Source organism: Acinetobacter sp. Gutcm_16 (assembly GCF_028649355.1).
Taxonomy (GTDB): domain Bacteria; phylum Pseudomonadota; class Gammaproteobacteria; order Pseudomonadales; family Moraxellaceae; genus Acinetobacter; species Acinetobacter johnsonii.
The window spans coordinates 19260-40791 of the sequence record NZ_JAQSUV010000028.1 but is presented as its reverse complement, the minus strand read 5'-3'; the positions used below and the strand labels follow the sequence as shown (position 1 = coordinate 40791).

Annotated in this window: 19 protein-coding genes and 1 tRNA gene; 15 read left to right on the top strand and 5 right to left on the bottom strand. The window is 38.6% G+C overall.

Annotated features, from left to right (window positions below; all coding sequences use genetic code 11):
* The first annotated feature begins 97 nt into the window (after positions 1-97).
* Positions 98-2110, top strand: a complete 2013-nt coding sequence (locus PTT44_RS07000) for a TIR domain-containing protein (RefSeq protein WP_273795579.1) — start codon at positions 98-100, stop codon at positions 2108-2110.
* 91 nt (positions 2111-2201) lie between these two features.
* Here PTT44_RS07000 and PTT44_RS06995 read toward each other — a convergent pair whose 3' ends face one another.
* Positions 2202-3509, bottom strand: coding sequence for a hypothetical protein (locus PTT44_RS06995; RefSeq protein WP_273795578.1), 1308 nt, complete (start codon positions 3507-3509; stop codon positions 2202-2204).
* Positions 3510-3767: 258 nt separating this feature from the next.
* Between PTT44_RS06995 and PTT44_RS06990 the strand changes: the two genes are divergently transcribed.
* Genes PTT44_RS06990 through PTT44_RS06970 form a run of 5 tightly spaced genes read left to right on the top strand, consistent with a single transcriptional unit; the run spans position 3768 to position 9535 of the window.
* Positions 3768-4028 (top strand): hypothetical protein, encoded by a 261-nt coding sequence (locus tag PTT44_RS06990; RefSeq protein ID WP_273795577.1) that lies wholly within the window; start codon positions 3768-3770, stop codon positions 4026-4028.
* Positions 4025-5818: a type IV secretion system DNA-binding domain-containing protein gene (locus PTT44_RS06985; protein ID WP_273795576.1), complete on the top strand. Its 1794-nt coding sequence runs from the start codon at positions 4025-4027 to the stop codon at positions 5816-5818. Before PTT44_RS06990 ends, PTT44_RS06985 begins: the two co-directional genes overlap by 4 nt.
* The gene (gene mobF, locus PTT44_RS06980) at positions 5815-8274 is read left to right on the top strand and encodes a MobF family relaxase (RefSeq protein WP_273795575.1); all 2460 of its coding nucleotides are present in this window, start codon (positions 5815-5817) and stop codon (positions 8272-8274) included. Before PTT44_RS06985 ends, mobF begins: the two co-directional genes overlap by 4 nt.
* Before the next feature lie 14 nt (positions 8275-8288).
* Complete coding sequence (locus tag PTT44_RS06975) at positions 8289-8621, top strand: helix-turn-helix domain-containing protein (RefSeq protein ID WP_273795574.1); 333 nt, start codon at positions 8289-8291, stop codon at positions 8619-8621.
* Complete coding sequence (locus PTT44_RS06970) at positions 8507-9535, top strand: tyrosine-type recombinase/integrase (RefSeq protein ID WP_273795586.1); 1029 nt, start codon at positions 8507-8509, stop codon at positions 9533-9535. The genes PTT44_RS06975 and PTT44_RS06970 overlap by 115 nt, the downstream gene beginning before the upstream one ends.
* 14 nt (positions 9536-9549) lie before the next feature.
* On the opposite strand, the gene PTT44_RS06965 is transcribed toward PTT44_RS06970, so the two are convergent.
* Positions 9550-9626 (bottom strand) — tRNA-Ile (locus PTT44_RS06965).
* A 646-nt stretch (positions 9627-10272) separates the two neighbouring features.
* Here PTT44_RS06965 and PTT44_RS06960 point away from each other — a divergent pair.
* Together PTT44_RS06960 and PTT44_RS06955 are read left to right on the top strand one after the other, a co-directional pair.
* Positions 10273-10845, top strand: a complete 573-nt coding sequence (locus PTT44_RS06960) for a 1-acyl-sn-glycerol-3-phosphate acyltransferase (RefSeq protein ID WP_026056467.1) — start codon at positions 10273-10275, stop codon at positions 10843-10845.
* 261 nt (positions 10846-11106) lie between these two features.
* Positions 11107-11856: a YebC/PmpR family DNA-binding transcriptional regulator gene (locus PTT44_RS06955; protein WP_004693421.1), complete on the top strand. Its 750-nt coding sequence runs from the start codon at positions 11107-11109 to the stop codon at positions 11854-11856.
* Between the two features lie 94 nt (positions 11857-11950).
* On the opposite strand, the gene PTT44_RS06950 is transcribed toward PTT44_RS06955, so the two are convergent.
* The 3 genes from PTT44_RS06950 to PTT44_RS06940 form a co-directional block, all read right to left on the bottom strand.
* Positions 11951-12124 carry a hypothetical protein gene (locus PTT44_RS06950; protein ID WP_168159319.1) on the bottom strand — a complete coding sequence of 58 codons (174 nt, stop codon included), beginning with the start codon at positions 12122-12124 and terminating at the stop codon, positions 11951-11953.
* A 95-nt stretch (positions 12125-12219) separates the two neighbouring features.
* A complete protein-coding gene (locus tag PTT44_RS06945; RefSeq protein ID WP_004693423.1) occupies positions 12220-12690 on the bottom strand; it encodes an Lrp/AsnC family transcriptional regulator in 471 nt (156 codons plus the stop codon).
* A 280-nt stretch (positions 12691-12970) separates the two neighbouring features.
* Positions 12971-13735: a glutathione S-transferase family protein gene (locus PTT44_RS06940; protein WP_078426520.1), complete on the bottom strand. Its 765-nt coding sequence runs from the start codon at positions 13733-13735 to the stop codon at positions 12971-12973.
* A gap of 380 nt (positions 13736-14115) precedes the next feature.
* On the opposite strand from PTT44_RS06940, the gene PTT44_RS06935 reads away from it, so the two are divergent.
* The 7 genes from PTT44_RS06935 to PTT44_RS06905 are packed head-to-tail and all read left to right on the top strand — an operon-like array spanning position 14116 to position 21403.
* On the top strand, positions 14116-15318 hold the full coding sequence (locus PTT44_RS06935; RefSeq protein WP_168159320.1) for an SfnB family sulfur acquisition oxidoreductase: 1203 nt from the start codon (positions 14116-14118) through the stop codon (positions 15316-15318).
* 10 nt (positions 15319-15328) lie between these two features.
* Positions 15329-16552: an SfnB family sulfur acquisition oxidoreductase gene (locus PTT44_RS06930; RefSeq protein WP_168159321.1), complete on the top strand. Its 1224-nt coding sequence runs from the start codon at positions 15329-15331 to the stop codon at positions 16550-16552.
* On the top strand, positions 16552-17970 hold the full coding sequence (locus tag PTT44_RS06925) for an LLM class flavin-dependent oxidoreductase (protein WP_168159322.1): 1419 nt from the start codon (positions 16552-16554) through the stop codon (positions 17968-17970). The genes PTT44_RS06930 and PTT44_RS06925 overlap by 1 nt, the downstream gene beginning before the upstream one ends.
* Positions 17971-17992: 22 nt before the next feature.
* Positions 17993-18835 carry a MetQ/NlpA family ABC transporter substrate-binding protein gene (locus PTT44_RS06920; RefSeq protein ID WP_168159323.1) on the top strand — a complete coding sequence of 281 codons (843 nt, stop codon included), beginning with the start codon at positions 17993-17995 and terminating at the stop codon, positions 18833-18835.
* A 9-nt stretch (positions 18836-18844) separates the two neighbouring features.
* The gene (locus PTT44_RS06915) at positions 18845-19681 is read left to right on the top strand and encodes a MetQ/NlpA family ABC transporter substrate-binding protein (RefSeq protein WP_168159324.1); all 837 of its coding nucleotides are present in this window, start codon (positions 18845-18847) and stop codon (positions 19679-19681) included.
* Between the two features lie 11 nt (positions 19682-19692).
* On the top strand, positions 19693-20763 hold the full coding sequence (locus PTT44_RS06910) for a methionine ABC transporter ATP-binding protein (RefSeq protein WP_168159325.1): 1071 nt from the start codon (positions 19693-19695) through the stop codon (positions 20761-20763).
* Complete coding sequence (locus PTT44_RS06905) at positions 20744-21403, top strand: methionine ABC transporter permease (RefSeq protein WP_125281593.1); 660 nt, start codon at positions 20744-20746, stop codon at positions 21401-21403. Before PTT44_RS06910 ends, PTT44_RS06905 begins: the two co-directional genes overlap by 20 nt.
* Positions 21404-21532 lie beyond the last annotated feature (129 nt).

Genomic DNA, 21532 nt, shown 5'->3' with positions numbered 1-21532 from the left:
CAGAACAAGAAAATTAAATCTGTAACATATGTTATTGTTGAATATACAATAAATTCACTAACTTGACACCTTTTAATAAAATTTATGGAGCCCTCAATTGACAAGTATTATCACTCCACCACTTGCAGCATATTTTATTTGGCATGAGTCTGATCAGAAAGCATTTGATGAGGTTTGCGGTGATTTTAGATCATATCTAACGAGAGATATTGATAGACCTTTCTCTAGAGAGTTAAACATCCCTACGTTCTTTTATAGTGGTTGTGATCATCCACCAAAGCAACCAAATTATTTAGCACAAAATAATGTAATTTTTATTTGTTTAAGCAGTAATACACTTGGTAATGTCCTTTGGCGCTCATTTCTTAACAATATTATAATTAGTAAAACTGCTTATGTAGTACCCATTGCATTAGATCAGCATGGCATGAAACATACGATTGAACAAGGCAGCTTAAATAGTCTTAATTGTATAAGAGCCTTTAATTTTGAGGAAGAAAATAAAAAATTACTATCTATATTACATCTATCTCACGAATTATATCGTTATGGTTTTAACGAGCATCAATTTAGCGGACATGGGTCTAGCACATCAGTGCGACTGTTCTTAAGTCATGCGAAGAAAGGTGGTATAGGCGAAGTATATGCAAAGTCTATAAAAGAGTTTATTAATACTACAAATATGAAAGAATTCTTTGATGCCTCTGAAATTTCAGCGGGATATCGATTTGATGAGGAAATTATTAGTCATATTAATCAATCTACTCTCATAGCAATTACTACTGATGAGTATTCATCACGCTATTGGTGCCAGAGAGAAATTCTCGAAGCGAAGAAAACGAATAGACCGATCATTGCTGTAAATTGTCTTAAAGAATATGAAGACAGAATATTCCCACCAGCAGCGAATGTGCCATGTGTTCATATAACCCCTTCGGAAGATCCATCTAGACATGAGGTTTTGACCATTTTAGTTGCAGCATTAATTGAAACTATTCGTTTTAATTTTTCGAATAAATTATTGAACTATTATCAAATGCGATCTTGGGTTGATAAAGATGCTGTAATTCTAGCTAGGCCTCCTGAAATTCAGAATGCAATATTACTGAAACAAGATCTAGAACAAGATAAACAACTGACGATTTGTTATCCAGAGCCACCGATCTACGCTGAAGAAATGGATTGGACAAAGTATTTGAATATTAAAGTTTCAACTCCATTGTGGCACAGTGAAGAAGAACTTAATCTAAATAAAAAGATTGGAATCTCAATTTCAGAAGATGAACAAAATGATTTTACAAACAGAAATACTCATCCCGATGAGCTAAAGAGACTATCTCAAGAGTTAGCTAGACATCTTCTCGTGAGAGGAAATACTTTAATATATGGTGGTGATTTAAGGCCTAATGGATTTACTGAATTTATTTTAGAAGAAGCTAGTATTTTACAAAATCGTCTTCCAGATAAAAAATTTGAAGTACAGAATCACCTCTCTTGGCCATTACATTTCCTGCCTAATACAAAAGAATGGGAGTTAAATCATTTCCAAGTGCTTAATCAAGTTAAGTACTCTATACCTGAAGATATACAACACAAGGTAGATAACTCAGTTTTTTTAATTCCTGAGGATGTTGAAGCGAAATATATTTGGTCTAGATGTTTAACGTTAATGAGAGAGAAATCTATCAACGAATCAGATATCAGAATTTGTGCAGGTGGTAAAACTACGGGTTATATAGGAAAAATGCCTGGTGTATTAGAAGAGTTTTTGATAGCTGTTGATAATTCTAAGCCTATTTATTTGATTGGTGGTTTAGGGGGAATTGTTAAAGACATCTGTGAAAGTATCAGAAATAAAACGATAGTTTCTACGTTAACACAAGATTGGCAAATAGCAAAAAATAAGCTGTATGCAGATTTATTGACTGTCCTTGAATCTAATGGTTATTCCGTCAACTATGATGAAATCAAAGATAAATTAATGGATTTAGATATTAGTGTTTTATCTAAAAATACAGGTCTAACTTCGGAAGAATATATTAAATTAATGGAAACACCTTTTATAGATGAAATTATTCACTTAATTTTGAAAGGCTTAAGAAACATATAAACAAGTTTAATTGTTAGATTGTTGTGAACAACAATCTAACAATATTTAATGGTCTTCTTTTTATTTAATATTAACTAAATTTCGAATTTTATTATTTATGGTTTCTTCTTTTATCAATTTTAGGATTATTTTTTTCTAAATTTAACCAAATTTCAGCTTCTACAAAAATATCCATTAACCACTTTGGGTTAGTAGTAGTTTCTTCATAATTCTCGAACAATAGGTGAAATTTAGCTACAAATTGATTCCAATTTATTATTTGAGACAAATCTTCATTGGGAAATAAATTTTTAAGTGCATTAATCCAAGAATCACCAAAATTTTTCCACTGTTGATTGGTAACAAACTCTATTTCATATCGGGGTCTTTGTAATTCATAAGAAATTCGTTCAGAATGTATTTGATATATAAAATCTCTATCTTCTACACTTAGTTTATCAGCTCTATTTTTTGCTGCTCTATAAGTTTTATCATCTGTAGAATTATGAATTCTACAAGTTAATTTTTTTTTGGGTTTATATTCTAGTAAATTTAGTATATGCTTTACTAATAAGGATTTCTTTGAATATTTTATTTTATTTACTTCTAGTCCATTATTCAATATTCTAACTATATCATCAACATTATTTTTCACCGCTGAATTTTTATTAAAATAATTTTTTAATTCATCTATATTTTCCAATCCTATATTAGTATCCATAGATTCTAAAAATTCATTTATATCCTTTAAAGATTCAACCTTACAATATAGTTGTTCTATACTACCTGTACCTCTAGTCCTCCTAAAGCAATATGGACACCAATTTAAAATATCTTTATCTGAAATAGTTATTTGTTTTTTTTCAACACTATTAATAAAAACATTAGCGATTTTATCATTTGACAAATTATAAAGAATTTCAGAAAAAAAATATAGAAAATCAATTGCTATTTTCCATTCATCGAGATCAATTTGTGATGTTACTTCAATCCCCAAAGTTTTATTAAGTAATCTCTGTGACTCTTTTAATTCGAGATCAACAGAATAGTAAGCATCATATTTTTTATATAAACGATACAGAATTTGAGAGAAATTGTAGCATGCCTGTTTACTTGATAAAGCATCCGCTAAGTGCAATGAAACATTTGAGCTTATTAAGTCTTCCTTAAGCTCGTAAAACTGGTCAACATAAAATTGGAATTTAGTTGAAAAAATTTCAATAATTTTCACTAGAATATTTAATTGTCCATAGACAAACTCACCCTTGCAAGGGCTAGCAACTACAATATTATTATTCTTCAATAGTTTAAGGAAAATTTTAAACTCTTTTAAACAACCCGCCCTTTCAGCATCTAAGGTATAAAATTTTTGATTAAAATATCCAAAATATTTCTGATTTATCTTTAATTTATCAGCCACTTAGTATTTTCCGGATTTTTTGCAGGTAAGCTTTATCAAAAGAAAATAACATCATTTTGAACCAAAAATGAGGATTCACTATGACGTTAAAAAATATCAAGTACGTTACACGACACATTTTAGAGAAAAGTATACACCTGACTCCCATTACAGGGATGATCCCCGTAAATACTAACTCTAAATGTAATCATTTTACACAGTTAACTTACCAATTCAACGCTTTAAGCACAGTTACGCAGTTACATCTTGGAGGTGTTTGTGAAAACTAAACCTTTTGCAGTACGTATGCCTTTAGCTCTCGCAATCGCCCTAGAGCGTCAAGCAGAAAAAGAGGCTGTGACTGTCGCAGATGTGATACGTCGTATTCTTGCATCTAGCCAATCGAGTCACAAAGACCAACTCTTAGAAAAACTAGTAGCGATTGAAACTCAAGTTAAATTATTACGCCAAGGCCAAAATCAAATTATTACCAAACTTGATGAATTTGATGTTGATGTTGATGTTGGAGAATTACAATGAACTCATTAAACAAACCATTAGAATGGCAAATTGAACAAGGTGTAGCCGTTGCTGGTGCTACTTTCGTTGCAACAACAATTGCACTTGAATACCTTTCTTGGCAAGTGCAAATCCCTTTCTCACGTGATATCGATTGGGTAGATTGGCCTCTATTAAAAAAAGCTTTATGGGGTTGCACATTGTCTACGCTAGGTATCGAAACCAAATCATGGCTAGATATTGCAGCACTGCTAAAAGTTTATGGGTACAAAACATTGTTCCTATGGCATTTCTATTTGCCGTTGATTCTCTCTGCACCAATTTCTATTTACCTTGGCTACTTATGTGCTAAGCCTTTAGATCAACATCATGCGCGTGGAGCAATTTTGCTCAATGGTTCAGATGCAGTGAATTATGCAAAAAAGCAAGCTAAAGCAACAAACAAACAACAGCAAACAACTGATTTACCTAAAGGTTTATTAATTCACCCACAATTTCGTTTGCCTATTGGTGTAGAAGCTAGAGGGTTGGTGTATTGGGGGGCGCCAAATGCAGGTAAAACTCAGATATTGAAACCAGCATTATTAGATGTTTTAGAACAGCAACCTAACGCAAAGGTCATTCTGCTGGACAACAAAGGCGACTTTACTGAGATTTTTGATGAAAATCAGTCAATTATACTTGCCCCGTGGGATACTCGTGGTGTGGTTTGGGATGTTGGGCAAGACATACAGACTGAATTGGATGCTGGGTTACTTGCTCATTCCTTAATACCAGCTATTGAAGGTGATAATGCTGTTTTTAGTGATGCAAGCCGTGTAGCCTTGATCGGTTTTATTGTGTGTTTACAACATAAATATGGTACGAAATGGGGCTGGAAAAATTTAGCTGAATATTTAGAGTGGTCACGTGAACAGGTAATTGAAGCATTCAAACGAGATTACCCGATTGGACTCAAGATTTTTCGTGAAGATAGCAAATCATCAGATAGTGTCGATTTCTCTTTAGCTGCGAACCTATCTTTTTTACGACAATTTGCAAAGGCTTGGCCTTCATCAAGTGGTGGACTGAGCTTAAGAAATTGGATTGCAGATGATTCTGGAGAAAAGCCAATTTTATTACTGCAAGTGAGCAAAGCATTTCCAACCATTAGTGACACATATGTGTGTTCAATATTAAATGTGCTTAGTAAGTTTATTTTATCACCAACATTTACAGATTCTTCGACCAGAAGGATCCATTTTATTCTCGATGAAATTGCTCAGGTCCCTTATGTTGAACAGCTCAAGAACCTCGCTGCATTAGGTAGATCTAAGGGTCTTTGTATTTGGCTAGGAATACAAGATTTTGACTTACTTGTAGATAATTACGGTCAGCATGAAGTGAACTCACTTATTAGCATGATGCAAACCAAAATCATTTTAAGTATGGGGTCAGGCACAGGAGCTGATTTTGCATCAAAATTGATCGGTGATCGTGAGATTTTTACTGAAGATTTTGATGAAAACAGCAAACGAATTCCACTCACCCAATCTCAACGTCTGGTTGCACCCTCTGAAATATCTCAACTGCCTCAACCTACTTTACAGCGTGGAATTCACGGTTGGATGACCGTCACCGGGTGGGATGCTGTACTTCGCCTTACATGGCCAATTACAAAATTTGAAAAAGTCCGTGAAGGCGTGGAACTCGCTGAATGGATTAATCAGATCCCTGTTGCAGATGTGTCAGATCACGTTGTACACGCTGCCGTAAACACAGGAAAAAAACGCCTAATTAAAAAGTCTGATAAGCGTGGAGACGAGTCATGATGAGTTTTAAATCCATCTCTAATAGCTCGCAAGTTGCAACGTATTATGAGAGTTTGGCAACTGAAGATTACTACGAATTGGGTGGCGAACCTGCTGGTTATTGGCTCGGTCAACTACAATCAGCAATGCACCTCAACGATGAAGTACAAGTGGGAGAACTTGGAAAAATGTTGCAAGGCTATCACCCGATTACGGGTGAGGCCTTAGCCTCAAATGCTGGAACTGAGCATAAGGGTGGATGGGACATGACATTTTCCGCCCCAAAAGGTGTGAGTGTCGCATGGGCGCTATCTAATGCTGAGACCAAAACAGCAATTCAAAATGCACAAAAAAAGGCAGTTGAAGCTGGGGTTAGATTTCTTGAAAAATACGCATTTAGTAGCCGTGATCGTGGCGAAATGTCGGGTTCAATCAATCAAGTCATTGCTGCTGTGTATGAACACAGCACCAGTCGAATGCAAGACCCGCAATTACATACGCATGTCCTTGTTGCTAATCTGGGCTTACGAGTAGATGGTTCAGTGTGTGCAATTGATTTTGATTCAAGATGGAAGTTGGCAACAGGTGCTGTTTATCGTGCCGAACTAGCATACGAATTACAGCAATTGGGTTTTCATATTGAACCAGAGATGAATAAGTCATTTTCCATCAATGGGATACCGAAAAACCTATGTGATGCCTTTTCTAAACGTAGAACAGCCATCCTTGAACAAGCCGAAAAACATGGTGTAACCAGTGCGCAAGGTATGCAAATTGCTACCTTTGCTACTCGTGAAAATAAAACAGGTGAAATTTCACGCTCTCAACTATTTGCACAGTGGCAAAGTGAAGCAATGCAATTGGGCTATCAATCTGATTTAGTGCAGCAATGCCAAAATTTTCGATCAACAGAGCATTCGCTACTTAATCCAATCGAAATATTTAGCGAATTGCATCAACAAATGTCTACCTTTACACCACAGCAACTTTATCATGCGGTGGCTGTTGCAAGCCAAGGCCATTTACATGCAAATGGGGTGAATCAATATGTTGATAAAATATTGCATGATCCGGAATTGGTGCAGTTACAAGCGATTAATCACAAATTGGATCGAGGGCTTGATCAAACTGAGTTACGTTTTACCACGCAAGCACAACTCACTTTAGAAAAGCATTTACTTGACCAAGCGAAACAACGGCAACATGAAACGAAGCATCAAATTGTTATTGATCCACTCTTGATTGAACATGCTAATTTGACCAGAGAACAGCAATTGGCTTTAGAACATATCACAACTCAATCTGGTGGCGTCAAAATCATTCAAGGTATGGCCGGCACAGGAAAAGGCTACTTGCTCGGTGTTGCTCATCTAGCGTGGGAAAATGTAGGTTTAGACGTACGAGGTGCAACTCTTGCAGCAAAAGCAGCTCAGGGCCTGCAAGAATCTACACAAATTCCATCGCAAACTTTGCATTCATTAATTCATCAACTCAATACTGAAAAAACAGAACTGACTAGTAAAACCGTATTGGTGATTGATGAAGCTGGCATGGTTGGGTCAAGACAATTAGCACAAATACTTGATTATGCAGATCAAGTAAAGGCAAAAGTTGTTTTGATTGGTGATTCACAGCAACTACAGCCAATTGATGCAGGTGGGGCTTTTCGTTTGCTGGCACAAAATCTTGGCTATGCATCCTTGCAAAATATTCAGAGGCAAAAAATGCTAGAAGACAGAAAAATTGTGATGCAGCTCTCCACAGGTCAAAGTGAGCAAGCATTAGCAGCCATGCGTAAACAAGGTAGTTTGCACGTACAATCTACACAGGAAAAAGTTATAGAAAATTTAATTGAGGACTGGTGGCAAGCCAAAATTAAACAGCCATTCGCATCAGCTTTGATGCTCGCAGGAACGCGCAATGATTTATACCGACTCAATCAAGCTGCACGTTTAAAAATGCATAAATCAGGACAATTGGGCGCAAATTGTGAAGTTGAAACCATTCTCAATGATGTACGTACTTCTCGTGAATTTGCAGTGGGTGATCAAATCCTATTTTGCAAAAACCAACGCAGGTTGGGGATTATCAATGGTGATGTTGGGATACTGAAAAAGATCCAGATCAATCAAGATGGTCATTGGCAATTTCAGGTTGAACGAGAAGATAGCAAAATAGTTGAATTCAGTTTAACTGATGATGAAAACATAAAATCAGCTTATACCGCAATTGACCATGCCTATGCAATTTCGGTGCATAAAGCACAAGGGATGACTGTAGACCATGCATTTGTACTCTCTTCAGATGCAATGATGGATCGAGAATGGAGTTATGTTGCAGCTAGCCGTGCCAGAGAAAAAACCCATTTTTATTGTTCAGCAGAAATTGAAACACTGATTGAAGTGAATATGGGACGATCAAGACAAAAAGATACGAGTCTAGATTATGCCGTAGCTCAACAGCAACTTGAACTATAAAAAAGGTGAAGCACATGCAAACGCTTAGTCTAAATGAAGCAGCTAATTTCCTTCGTATGCACCCTGAAGAATTACGTAGAAGAGCTAAACTTGGACAAATTCCAGCAGCTAAACCAGCAAAATCATGGGTTTTTATTGAAGATGATCTTGCTGAATATTTACGCTCATTTTATGCTAGTCCTAGGCAAGCGTTGCAAGTGACTTCATCAATGGAGTTAAAACAATGTCACTTATCAAACGCAACAACATATGGTGGGTTGACTTCACCACACCGAGCGGTAAGCGAATTAGACGCACTACTGCAACGGAAAATAAAGTCGAAGCGCAAGAATTCCATGATCGATTAAAAGCTGAATTTTGGCGAGTACAAAAGCTAGGTGATAGACCGACTTACACTTGGGATCAAGCTGGTATACGTTGGTTGGATGAAACTCAGCATAAAAATACTCACCAAGATGATGTCAGTAAATTAACTTGGTTACAGCAGTTTCTTCGCGGAAAAATCCTAATGGACATTTCTCGCGATGAAATTATTTCTATAGGTGAAATTAAAAAACGAGAATCGAGTGCTGCAACTGCAAATCGATACCTTGCCTTAATTCGAGCAATCCTTAACAGAGCTTGTAATGAATGGGAATGGATTGATAAAGCACCGAAAGTAAGGATGTATAAAGAAATCAAACGCCGTGTTAGATGGATTACAGCTGAGCAAGTTAAGATTTTACTTGATGAGCTACCTCCCCATCAGAAAATAATAACGGTATTTGCTCTTTCAACTGGACTAAGACAAGCCAATATTTTAAATCTTACTTGGCAACAAGTTGATTTAAAGCGAAAAACGGCATGGATTTACGGTGATCAAGCAAAAGGTAAAGAAGATATCCATGTTTCGTTAAGTGAACATGTAGTTAATTTACTTAAAACTCAGCTTGGGAATCATCCAGAATATGTTTTTACATACCGTAAAAAGCCTATTGCAAATATAAATACACGGGCTTGGCGGAAAGCTTTAGAACGAGCTGGAATAGTCAACTTTCGTTGGCATGATCTAAGACACACTTGGGCGAGCTGGTTAGTGCAAAATGGCACACCCTTATATGATCTTCAGGAGATGGGTGGTTGGCAAAGTTCTGAGATGGTCAGAAGGTATGCACACTTAGCTCCAGCAAATTTAAGTAGACATGCTGAAGTCGTAAGTTCCATACTTTATGGCACAAATGTGCCACAGCATGAAATTAAAAAGGACTTACAGTTACTGTAAGTCCTTGAAAAATTTGGTGGGCCCACCGTGACTTGAACACGGGACCAACGGATTATGAGTCCGCTGCTCTAACCAACTGAGCTATAGGCCCTAATATACTGAATTTGTTATATATCAACAAGTTCAGGCGAAATGAATACTAGCGAAGATTTTTTCAAAAGACAAGCTTTTTCATACATGGTTGTACACTATCCAAACAATCGGGAAAATTTAGATCATCAAACTGACATATCAGGTCTTTCACGATCTTTGAGTTACATACTAAGACTCAAAAGTACTTATAAATACTAGAATAATAAAATTTAATTAAATTGGATAAAAACTAAATACCGACTTTTTCTTTTTTTCGTGACTCAATGAAAAACTCAACAATTGACCATAGAACAACTAAAGCAAAGAGAACGATTGCACATAAAAAAGTCGAAAGATAAGCCATTTTAACAATCCTGAACTTTGTTAAACCAAAGTTAAAGTGTGAAAGTGCACACTTTAGTCTTAGACCAAAGTCTAATATGTCATTTAGATTATGAATAGTGGTATTTTCATTTTCACCATATTTATTTTCTATTTGATTATATTTAAAACATCTTAATACTCCATTTTCACCCTCCACTTCTTCAACTACTTAGGATTCAAACCCATTCATAAAAGTAGCAAGTGCAATCAAGTAGGACTTGACTCAAACCGTAAACAAGCAGACATTAGCCTCTTTAAAAAACACTTGTATTTTTATGCTCATGTTAAAAAAATTCATTGGTGAGTCTGCGTTTAAACTCGCAGGCTGGAAATATCATGTAGAACCAAACGTTTTGGAAGACAAGCAAGTCATTATTGGTTTTGAACATACTTCTATGTTGGATGCTGTCTTGTCACTGGCGATTTTTCAAATCTACGATATGAAAATCCATACCCTGATTAAAAAAGAATTATTCAAAGGGCCAATGAAGCCCATACTCGAAGCCATTGGTGGTATCGCGGTCGATCGTAAGTCAAATAAAGACATTGTGTCTCAAATGGTTGAACACTTTAGCCAAAATGAAAAATTCAATTTAGTCATTGCACCTGAAGCGACACGTGCCAAAACAGGTGAAGTACGCAAACCTATTCGTACTGGGTTTTGGCATATTGCTAAAGCAGCCAATGTGCCTATTGTGCTGATGTACGCGAACTCAAAAACCAAGCAAGGTGGTATTTTTGGAAAAATCTACCCAACAGATCTAGATCATGACTTAGCGCTTATTAAAGCACTTTATAAAGAGCATGTTGGTTTAGATATTGAGATTCCTGAACCTAAGACTGCTGCACAATAAGGTCGTTTAATTAACCTAAAAGAATGTGAAAACCCAATTCTTTTAGGTCTCTGTGAGTGTTTCCCAATAGTTAATTTTTAAAGTGAACTGCCTCATAGGGTAAATTTTAAATAACTGGCTTTATTTCAAACAATTTTAATTCTTTTTTTGTTTGTTCAGGCGATTTTCAGAAAAACACCTACTTTCGCATAAAAAAGTGCTTATGGTAGAATTTGCACAATTTGATAGGCACAAAGCCAATCTACAAGGAGCATATTTCGCATGGCGGGTCATTCCAAGTGGGCCAATATTAAGCATCGTAAAGCAAAACAAGATGCTAGCCGTGGTAAACTTTTTACCAAATTTATTCGTGAATTAACAACTGCTGCAAAGCTTGGCGGTGGTGATGCTGCAAGCAACCCACGTCTTCGTGCAGTTGTAGAAAAAGCACTTTCTGTAAATATGACACGTGATGTCATCAACCGTGCAATCCAACGTGGTGCCGGTGGTGAAGATAACGATGATTTAAAAGAAATTACCTACGAAGGTTATGGTGTTGGTGGAGTTGCAGTTATCGTAGAAACCATGACTGACAACTTAAACCGTACTGTACCGGATGTCCGTCACTGTTTCTCAAAAACAGATGGTAACTTAGGCACAAACGGTTCAGTTGCTTTCTTGTTCACAAAACGTGGTGAAATCACTTTTGAAGATGTGTCTTTAGAAGATCAAATCATGGACGTAGCACTTGAAGCAGGTGCTGAAGATATCGAAGTCGATGAAGATGAAATCTTAGTCATTACTACACCTGAATCTTTTGGTGATGTGCAAGATGCTTTGACTGCAGCGGGTTTAAAATCGGACAATGCTGAAGTGGTCATGAGCCCTTCAACTAAAGCTGAAATCACCGATATCGATCAAGCGAAAAAGATTATGAAAATGATTGATATGCTTGAAGATTTAGATGATGTACAAAACGTATATACCAACGTTGAATTCTCTGACGCGGTATTGGCAGAATTAGACGCCTGATCTACTGCTTTATAAAAATGCGTTCTCAAATATAGCTTTGGGAGCGCATTTTTTATGGCTGATTGAATACCCTTTAAATAAATATTGCTGTTTTTCAACGATATTTATCCATGCTTAAATGTTGGCTATCTTGCTTTAATTGGTTACACGCCGCCACTAATTTTTGATTTTCCAACAAACGATCACGAAATATCAGAAAACTTTGCCACTGAGCGTTTTTCACGACCAATTGAATAGTAACATCATCCTGCTGTAGCACCTCTAACATACACAGCTCATGTGCTCTTATTGTCGCTGATAATATGCAAACTTTTGAAAGTAGGAAGCCTAATACTCATTAGACTCATACAAGTTCAGCGTGACTTAGACTTTGCTCAACAAACCACTACAGTTAAAAACGTTATATTCTTTAATCACAAAGCTTGAGTGCAGTGCCACCACATGTTCGATTTTACCAATGCGTTTGAGTAAAATATCACTATAGTTTTCCATATCTCTTGCAACAACTTCAACAATAAAGTCTGCCGACTGCCCTGTCACTAAAAAGGCATTGGTCACTTCAGGAATATTTTCTAGCTCTTCTAAAAACTTGGAAAAAGTGTCGGTATCGTGCTTGCTCAAAGATACTTGTAGCAAAACATGTAGACTAAAACCGAGCTTTTGATAGTTAATATCACGCTTAACTTTGGTCATAATATCGTTATCAATAAGGTGCTTAATACGACGATGTACTGAACTGACCGATAGATTAATACGCTCTGATAATTCGTTTAGATTGATATCTTCATTACTTAAAATTTCTAAAATTTGCTTATCAAAACGGTCTAATTCCATTATTTAACTCTCATGACAACTTATGTTTATAGGTGTTTATTTCATATTAAGCATTTCAAATGAAAGATAAAGCTTATTTGCAGTTTTTTTTCATATATTTTCAGATTAATAGAAAGATATCAGCTTTTCTAGACAAAGAGTGCCATGATCTTTTACAAAGTTATAAATAGACTGGGAAACTTTCTATTCAGCTTCTATAAATCATGATATTGAAAATACAAGAAAGGCAAAGGCTGTCTGTATCACACATCACCTTTGCCTTATTTGTCTTGAGCTTATTTTAAACGCCGCGCCAGTCGACTCGAGCATTGCGCTCGGTTTGATAGACTCTTAAAACATACTGCCCCAAGGGTAAATTGGTTAAATAGGTCTTATAAGCACTAAATTCTTCAGATAGACTTTCCTCATGGTCTTTTTCCCAAGGTGTCCCTTTAATTTCTAGCACAGGTGCTAACATCGAACACACAGCAATATCCGCCAAACCTAAACGATCCCCGACAAAGTAACGTCCATGATTAGCAATTAACTTCTCATTCAATACTTCAATTAAACGCTGCATTTCGGCTTTAGAATGCTCTATTTTCTCTGCATTCAACTCATAACCTTTCGACATCAAAGTTTTCATTAAAGGTTTGGTGTATTTTTCAAATTTACGTAAATACCCCTTTTCACCCAACATAATCTGTAATGATTGATCGTTATCGGACAATGCATGGGCCAACCCCCAACGACGCACATGCAATCCCAAGTCGTTGGCTAACGCATTAACATCTAAAGCCTCTTTACGAAGCTGTGCTTCATTACGTAACAGTCGATGTTCTGGATAACGCTCATCAAGATATAACGCAATCTCGGTGGTATCAGCGACCCATTTGTCCTGATCACGCAAAATAGGCAGTTTATTTTGACCGGTCTTTAACTGTGCAAAAGCCCGGTGAACCCCAGGCACCACATTTTGTGCGACAAAATCTAGCTCTTTATGATCGAGCAACCAGCGAGCTTTCTCACAAAAATGAGATAAAGGAAACTGGTATAAAGTTCTCATAAATGCTCCACATTTATTTTTCTATTTTGGCTTTTCAGAAAAGCCATCTATTTCAGTTGGATACTTTAGTCACTGTATTTAGGATTTACAATGTACTTTTTACTCAAAACTGCCTAGCAAATGTTCAACAGCCTTTATCAAATTTATACATTTTTTTCTCTACAATATCTCAAATCTTGATAAGTAAGACTTTGATCATCCCATTCAGCCCTCAGTTAAATTAGTTATTCCTTATTTTTCAAATTCTTAACATATCATCTAAATGATTAAACTTAGCATATTTTATTTTTAACTTTTTAGCTGCTAAGTAATTCAAAATCCTTCATTTAATCATTCAAGCAATCCCAAGTAGCGTATAGGCATTAAGTAAAGGTGCTTTTATGTCTCATACACTCTCTAAAAATATTCACGTGATACAAAATGATCAGGATGCAATTAATGCAGCCTATCATGTCGCTGACTTTGCCTTAGAAGGTCGGGATCAACGTGATCAGAACCGTCAACTTCCTTTTGCTGAAGTCGAGTTATTTAGCCAAAAAGGATTAGGCGGTATTCGTATTCCTCAAGCTTTTGGAGGCGCATTTGTTTCCAACAAAACCTTAGCTCAGGTTTTTCGCATTATTAATAAAGCCGACTCAAGTGTTGGCCAAATTCCACAAAACCAAATTGCACTGCTCAACATGATTGATATCTTGGGCAGCGAACAACAAAAACAGTTTATTTTTAATGAAATATTAAACGGCAAACGCCTTGCCAATGGCGGCCCCGAACGAAATACCAAAGACACTAAAACTCTGAGTACAACATTAAACATTGAAAATGGTCGTTACTATGTCAATGGTGAAAAGTTCTACTCTACAGGCAGTAGCTTTGCTCATTGGTTAGCCATTAAAGCCATTCACCCTGAAGGATATGTGGTACTGACGCTTGTTGATGCCACAACACAAGGTGTGGAAGTTATCGATAACTGGAATGGTTTTGGTCAGCGTACAACTTCAAGCGGCACAGTAAAATTACAACGGGTTGAAGTCGATCCACTACTTATCTTTGACGAGCGGAAACTGGCTGAAGACGTCAATTATCGCGGTGCTTTCTCGCAGTTAATGCAAGTTGCGATTGATGTCGGTATTGCAGAAGCCGCATTCGAAGACACTTTATCAGCAGTTAAAAAAGCCCGACCAATTGTCGATGCGCAAGTTGAGAAAGCCAGTTTTGAACATTACACCTTACAAGAAGTCGGCAAATCCGCAGTCCTGTTAGATGCCGCTATTTTACTGCTCGATGAAGCTGCTGAATATTTAGATGAGCTCGACCAACTGAGCGTTGTCAGTGCCGAACAAGCAGCTAAAGCCTCTATTTTAGTCGCTGAAGCAAAGGTCTATGCCAATGATGCTGCACTACAAATTTCTGAAAAACTCCTAGAGCTTGGCGGCAGTCGTTCGAGCCTAAGCCAACATAATTTAGATCAACATTGGCGCAATGCACGTGTGCATACCTTACACGACCCGATCCGCTGGAAGCTGCATGCACTGGGTAACTACTATTTGAACAACACTTTCCCTGCTCGCCACGCTTGGATTTAAGGAGAACGTCATGACTTCATTTCAACCTATTCTTCCACTTCAATCCCAAGACACGGCATACGCACATATTATTCAAAGCGATGCCGAAGCCTTAGAGATTGCCAAAAATTTAGCTGAGCAGTTTAAACAACAGGCTATCCAACGTGATGCGGAACGTATTTTGCCTTTTGAGGAAATCGAAACCTATAGTCAATCTGGACTTTGGGCCATTACTGTACCGAAGGAATTCGGAGGCGCAGATGTTTCAAGCTATACCGTCGCGCAAATTATCGCACTAATGAGTGGTGTGGATGGTTCGATTGGACAAATTCCCCAGAACCATTTCTATGCCTTAGAGGTTTTACGTAACAACGGTACTGAACAACAAAAGCGTAAACTCTATGCAGAAGTGCTCAAAGGTGCACGCTTTGGTAATGCCTTGGCAGAGTTCAAAACTAAAAATGCAACGCAAAAACAAACTGCACTCAGCCAAACTGAACAAGGTTATGTGGTCAATGGTGAAAAGTTTTATTGCACGGGCAGTCTGTTTGCAGACCGCATCCCCACTTTAGTCAAAGATGCCGATGACAAAGAGTTTCTGGTCTTTATCCCACGGAGTAGCTCAGGACTCGAACTGATAGATGATTGGTCTGGTTTTGGTCAACGTACCACAGGCAGCGGCACAGTCAAATTCAATCATGTCGCTGTAGATGCAGAAGATATTATTCCTTTCGATACAGCTTTTTCTAGGCCGACTCTGGTTGGGCCTTTCGCCCAAATTATGCATGCCGCCATTGAAACAGGCATTGCACGTGCTGCTTTTGAGGAAACACTGGTTCGTGTGCGTCAAGCTCGTCCATGGATTGACTCTGCTGTTGAACAGGCAACCGATGATCCTTTAACTCAGTTTGAACTGGGACGAGTAGTTACCGATGTTCGTGCCAGTGAAGTCTTACTCAAACAAGCGGCTCGTTCAATCGATGCAGCACGTCCCCAACCAACCATAGAGAACATTGCAAAAGCTTCTCTCGATGTAGCGAAAGTTCGTGCACATAGCACAGAAACCGCATTAAAAGCCGCTTCGAAATTGATTGAACTGGCAGGCAGTCGTGGTAGTCAGCGTGAAGATGGCCTAGACCGTTTTTGGCGTAATGCCCGTGTTCACACGCTACATGATGCGTCACGTTGGAAATATTACTTCATTGCCAATTATCTTCTTAACGGTGTACTTCCGCCACGCAGAGGGACATTGTAATGACACTATCATCTCAAAATAAAACCGCGAAACAAATCATCCTGAATGCCTTTGATATGAATAGCGTAGGTCACATCAATCACGGTTTGTGGACACACCCACGAGATGAGTCACATCGTTTTAATGAGCTCAACTATTGGACAGATTTGGCGCAAACTTTAGAGCAAGGTTTATTTGATGGTTTATTTATCGCCGACATTACGGGTGTCTACGACGTTTATCAAAATGGTCTGGATTTAACCCTAAAAGAGTCGATTCAGCTTCCAAGCCACGACCCAAGTACCCTCGTTTCTGCCATGGCTGCCGTTACACAGCACTTAGGTTTTGGTGTCACTGTAAATTTGAGCTATGAGTCGCCTTACCAATTTGCACGGCGCTTTGCGAGCCTCGATCATTTAACCCATGGTCGTATTGGGTGGAACATTGTCACGGGTTACTTAGACAGCGCAGAACGGTTAATTGGTCAAAAAGGTTTAAAAGATCACGACTTGCGTTATGAACAAGCTGAAGAGTTTCTCGAACTTTGCTATAAATTTTGGGAAGGTTCTTGGGAAGACAATGCCGTACAAAAAGATAAGTTAAACCGTGTCTTTACCGACCCTTCAAAAGTTCATGCCATACAGCATCAAGGCAAATTTTTCCAAAGTCAGGGTGTTTTTCAGGTTTCCCCATCTATACAGCGCACGCCTGTACTTTATCAAGCGGGCGCTTCAAGCAAAGGCTTAGCCTTTGCAACTCAACATGCTGAAGCCATGTTTATTGGTGCTGACACACCTGAAAAACTGAAACAGCAAGTCGATAAGATTCGTGCACTTGCCTTAAGCCATGGCCGTGATGAGCAAGCCATTAAACTCTTTGTTGGCATTAGTGTAGTGACGGCAGAAACGGACGAACTCGCACAAGAAAAACTGGCCGAATATATTCGCTATGCCAGTCCAGAAGCAGGTTTGGCGCATTTTTCCAGTTCAGTCGGAATTGATTTAGCGCAGTTCACAGATGATGAAGCGATTCCTTATAAACAAACCAATAGCATTGCCTCGGTCAATAACAAATTTAAAGAGCAAAAAGTTACGCGAGCGGATTTGAAAGCCCAACATGTACTCGGTGGGCGCTATCCACTGATCGTCGGGAGTGGAAAAACTGTAGCAGAAAAGCTCATTCAGCTCATAGATGAAACTGGCATAGATGGCTTTAATCTCACACGAACCGTTGCCCCAGAGTCACATCAATACTTTATTCGTTGGGTCATCCCAGAATTACAAGAGCGTGGCCGTTATAAAACCGCCTATGAAACAGGTAGTTTACGCCATAAATTATTCGCTCAAGGTGACCGACTGACCGCAAACCACCCTGTACAGCAGTATCGATGTCAAAGCTCGAACCCTGATTCTAAAACACAGCAAAAACAAACCGCATAAATTTTAAAATACGAGAAATATCATGGCTCAAACTGCAAAAACAAAATTTACCGTTATTGGGGTAATTGTCACTGCCATCGTCATTGCACTGGTGGCTTGGTCTTATCATAAAAAATCGAGCAACACTGAACTGGTGATCGGTATCAGCCCACCCTTTGCCAATCCCTTAAAGGTGGCTGTGGAAGAAGCAAAACAGCAAGGCATTAACGTCAAACTGGTGGAGTTCTCCGATTGGAATACCCCGAATATTACACTCAACCATGGTGATATTGATGCCAACTATTTTCAGCATCAGCCCTTCTTAGATAACGCCATTAAAGAAACCCAATTTAAACTCAAAGCACTGGATAAAGGCGTCACCACACACGTCGGTTTATATTCAAAAAAATATGACTCGATTGCTGCGATTCCTGAAAATGCACGTACAGTTATTCCAAATGATCCAGTGAATCAAGGTCGTGCGCTTTTACTGTTACAACAGGCTAAATTGATTAGCTTAAAAGATCCGAACAATCATCTATCGAACCTGCAAGATATTGTGAGCAATCCTAAAAAGCTGCAGTTTATTGAAGTTGAAGGTCCACAAACTGCACGTGCCGTTGATGATGCTGACTTGGTCTTTAGCTATCCACATTATTTACGTCTTGCAAAAACCATCGACCCAAATGATGCGCTGATCTTAGATGACAACACCAATACCCTGTATTCGATTTTATTTGTGGTGCGTGACGACTACCAACAGCAACATCCAGAGAAAGCCGCGCAACTTGAAAAATTCATCAAGATTTATCAAACATCAGACAAAGTTAAACAGACTTTGAATAGTGAAATTGGTGAAAAACTTTGGTTCCCTGGTTGGAAGTGAGTATAAGCCATGACGCAATCTTTCACTCAAAATCGAAAAAAATGGCTGATTGGCTTAAGCGTCATCGTGGTAATTTTTGCTATAGCGGGTTACCGCTATAGCAAAAGCCATGCGCAAGATGATGTCTTAACGATTGGTATTAGCCCACCTTATGCCGAACTGCTGCAAAGCGTGGCAGATGAGGTAAAGAAACAAGGCATTCAGGTCAAACTGGTTGAATTCTCTGACTGGCATGCGCCAAATGTTGCTGTACAAAATGGTGACATTGATGCCAACTTTTTTCAACAAAGCGTCTTTCTACGTAATGCCATTCGCGAAACAAACTATGATTTGCACGCTTTCGCTACTGGAACAGGGAGTCATGTCGGACTGTATTCAAAAAAATATAAGTCCTTAGATGCACTACCCACTCAAGCACGTGTGGTCATCCCCAATGACCCTGTAAACTCGGCACGTGCTCTAATTTTACTGCATCGTGCAGGGTTGATTCAGCTCAAAGACATTAACAATGAACTGTCTACCGTAAAAGATATTGTGAGCAATCCTAAACAGCTTCAGTTTATTGAAGTCGAAGGCCCACAAACTGCTCATGCGTTTAATGATGCTGATTTAATTTTTGGCTTCCCACATTATTTAAAAATGGCCAAAGTCACAGATCCGCATCATGCCCTTTTTCTTGATCCGATAGACAAGAAAAACGCCATCTTATTTGTGACACGCAAAGACTATCCAGACCAAAACCAAAAACTTGCGACTTTTGTGCAAGCATTCCAAAACTCAAAACACGTTCAAGAGATTTTAGATCGTGATTTTGGCCAAGGTCTGTGGTTTGAAGGCTGGAAATAAGGAGAAAAAGAATGGTCAGCTTTGGTTCTCATGTGGATTTTTCAATTCCACATATCAAAATTCGTAACTTAAACAAACACTATGCAGTACAAGGGCATATTGTACATGCACTCAAAAATATTGACCTCGATATCCCGACAGGTAAAGTGTTTGGCATTATTGGCAAAAGTGGTGCAGGTAAATCCTCCCTGATCCGCACCTTAAATGGTTTAGAACGTATCAGTGAAGGCCATATCCATATTCATCAGCAAGACTTGGCCGCATTGAACCACGCTGAGCTGATTCAGCTCCGACAACGCATTGGCATGATTTTCCAGCATTTTAATCTAATGTCTGCAAAAACAGTCTATGAAAATGTTGCACTGCCCCTCAAAGTGGCCAATTATCCCAAGCAAGACATCGAACAACGTGTCAACGAGGTTTTACAATTGGTCGGGCTAAGCGACAAGGCACAGCATTACCCATCACAACTGTCTGGTGGTCAAAAGCAGCGTGTCGGCATTGCCCGTGCATTGGTTCACCATCCTGAAATTTTACTCTGTGATGAAGCAACATCTGCTCTCGATCCAGAAAGTACCTCTGTGGTGTTGTCCTTGCTCAAAGAGATTAATCAAAAGCTGGGTATCACCATTGTCTTGATTACCCATGAAATGCAGGTGATTCGGGAAATCTGCGATCAGGTCGTGGTCATCGATACTGGTGAAATTGTGGAATCAGGCGAAGTTTGGTCGGTGTTTTCTCAACCCCAACAAAGCATTACCCAAGAACTACTGAATCTAGAACAACTCGATTTGCCTTTTCGCTTAAATGCTGAACCTACGCAGCTTGATACACATGCCATTTTCAAAATTCGCTCGACGTCAGATGCACATCATCCACCTGACTTAAAACAGATATTGGAGCACTTTCCACAAACTGTGCATTTATATCAAAGTCAGGTCGACACCATCCAGAACCATTTAATAGGAACATTGGTTATTGCTGTTCCCACACAGGGCTTAGAAATTCAATCGCTACTACAAAAACTAAAAGCACATGTGACACATGTAGAGGTACTGGGCTATGCACGACCAACTCATTGATTTATTACTGACAGGCACTATCGACACCTTAATCATGGTCGGTGCATCCGCATTTTTTGCCTTACTCATTGGTCTGCCAATGGCAGTGGTACTAGTCAGCACGTCTGAGCATGGCATTTATCCCTCTAAAACTATTAACCATAGCTTAGGCTGGTTGGTAAATATCACCCGTTCTGTTCCCTTTCTTATTTTGATGGTGGCCCTGATTCCACTCACACGTTGGATTGTCGGCACTAGTTATGGTGTTTGGGCAGCAGTTGTCCCTTTAACCTTGGCTGCAACCCCCTTTTTTGCACGAATTGCAGAAGTCAGTTTACGCGAAGTAGATCAAGGGTTGATTGAGGCTGCACAAGCTATCGGCTGTAACCGTACTCAAATCATTTGGCATGTGTTGTTACCTGAAGCTCTTCCTGGAATTGTCGCAGGTTTTACCGTAACCATTGTGACCATGATTAACTCCTCTGCCATTGCAGGCGCCATTGGTGCAGGTGGTTTAGGCGATATTGCCTATCGCTACGGTTATCAGCGTTTTGATATGCAGATCATGTTGGCCGTGATTGTCGTGCTCGTGATTTTGGTGATGTGTGTACAAGCAATTGGAGACAATCTGGCAAATCAACTCGATAAAAGGAAGGTTTAATCCCATTTCCCATATAAAATAGAGCTCTATACTGTACATTTAAGTTTTTTAGCCCCTCCTTTTTCTGAGGAGGGTGTTTCAATATGAAGTTCACGCCATTTTCATGAAAGACTCCAGTCCTTACATAGA

Coding starts and splice junctions, on each gene's coding strand:
- PTT44_RS06960 (WP_026056467.1), top strand. CDS start 10,273: ATGTTAAAAAAATTCATTGGTGAGTCTGCGTTTAAACTCGCAGGCTGG.
- mobF (WP_273795575.1), top strand. CDS start 5,815: ATGATGAGTTTTAAATCCATCTCTAATAGCTCGCAAGTTGCAACGTAT.
- PTT44_RS06930 (WP_168159321.1), top strand. CDS start 15,329: ATGACTTCATTTCAACCTATTCTTCCACTTCAATCCCAAGACACGGCA.
- PTT44_RS06975 (WP_273795574.1), top strand. CDS start 8,289: ATGCAAACGCTTAGTCTAAATGAAGCAGCTAATTTCCTTCGTATGCAC.
- PTT44_RS06985 (WP_273795576.1), top strand. CDS start 4,025: ATGAACTCATTAAACAAACCATTAGAATGGCAAATTGAACAAGGTGTA.
- PTT44_RS06910 (WP_168159325.1), top strand. CDS start 19,693: ATGGTCAGCTTTGGTTCTCATGTGGATTTTTCAATTCCACATATCAAA.
- PTT44_RS06920 (WP_168159323.1), top strand. CDS start 17,993: ATGGCTCAAACTGCAAAAACAAAATTTACCGTTATTGGGGTAATTGTC.
- PTT44_RS06915 (WP_168159324.1), top strand. CDS start 18,845: ATGACGCAATCTTTCACTCAAAATCGAAAAAAATGGCTGATTGGCTTA.
- PTT44_RS06955 (WP_004693421.1), top strand. CDS start 11,107: ATGGCGGGTCATTCCAAGTGGGCCAATATTAAGCATCGTAAAGCAAAA.
- PTT44_RS06940 (WP_078426520.1), bottom strand. CDS start 13,735: ATGAGAACTTTATACCAGTTTCCTTTATCTCATTTTTGTGAGAAAGCT.
- PTT44_RS06905 (WP_125281593.1), top strand. CDS start 20,744: ATGCACGACCAACTCATTGATTTATTACTGACAGGCACTATCGACACC.
- PTT44_RS06945 (WP_004693423.1), bottom strand. CDS start 12,690: ATGGAATTAGACCGTTTTGATAAGCAAATTTTAGAAATTTTAAGTAAT.
- PTT44_RS06935 (WP_168159320.1), top strand. CDS start 14,116: ATGTCTCATACACTCTCTAAAAATATTCACGTGATACAAAATGATCAG.
- PTT44_RS06950 (WP_168159319.1), bottom strand. CDS start 12,124: ATGTTAGAGGTGCTACAGCAGGATGATGTTACTATTCAATTGGTCGTG.
- PTT44_RS06925 (WP_168159322.1), top strand. CDS start 16,552: ATGACACTATCATCTCAAAATAAAACCGCGAAACAAATCATCCTGAAT.